Below are 651 nucleotides of genomic sequence, written 5' to 3'. Positions count from 1 at the left end.
ATGCATGTGCGCCACGATCGCCGCGATCGGACGCCCTTCGCCGTTCGGCGGCGCCGCGCGCCAGAGATGTCGCGGCAGCACGGCAACCAGGTGCTCAGTCACGCGGCCGCTGTGCTCGAATGCCTCCAAGAGCTCGCTCTCGACGTCCAAGGGTTGACGGATTGCCATCGATTCTGTCTTCTCTCGCTAAAGTACTGTGTTCCGGAATTACGGTGACCGATGTTCCTCTGCTCATGCAGTCGGACCGCTTTCGGCGTATTCTATGCGTGGTGTGTCAGGGTGCCACCGTGTCCGCGGGAAGGACTGCGTCCACCTGAATTGACCTGTACAACTTGTCGTTCTCGATGAACTCTTTTCTGCCCGAGTGAGCGGACACCGGGCGCTCGGCTGACGCGGACCCGTCGGCCCGAAAGGAGCTCATCGTGAACCGACGCTCTCTCCCAACTCGCACGCTCGCCGACCGGCCCGATCTCGATCAACTCAAACGACAGGCGAAGGAACTGCTCGACGCGTTTCGCGCCAGCGAGCGCGACGCCATCACCGAGGTCACGGACCACTACCACGACGCCGACAAGGCCACGTTCGCCCTGCACGACGCGCAGCTCGTGATTGCACGCGCGTACGGGTTTGAGAGCTGGCCGAAGCTCAAGG

General features: G+C 62.8%; 1 protein-coding gene. It reads left to right on the top strand.

The window, feature by feature from the left end; all coding sequences use genetic code 11:
• Positions 1-422: 422 nt before the first annotated feature.
• On the top strand, positions 423-651 hold a 229-nt coding region (locus GEV06_28910; GenBank protein MPZ21863.1), incomplete at its 3' end, for an ankyrin repeat domain-containing protein.

The sequence above is a fragment of the Luteitalea sp. genome, assembly GCA_009377605.1.
Lineage (GTDB): Bacteria > Acidobacteriota > Vicinamibacteria > Vicinamibacterales > Vicinamibacteraceae > WHTT01.
This window is presented reverse-complemented; position numbering and strand designations above follow the sequence as displayed.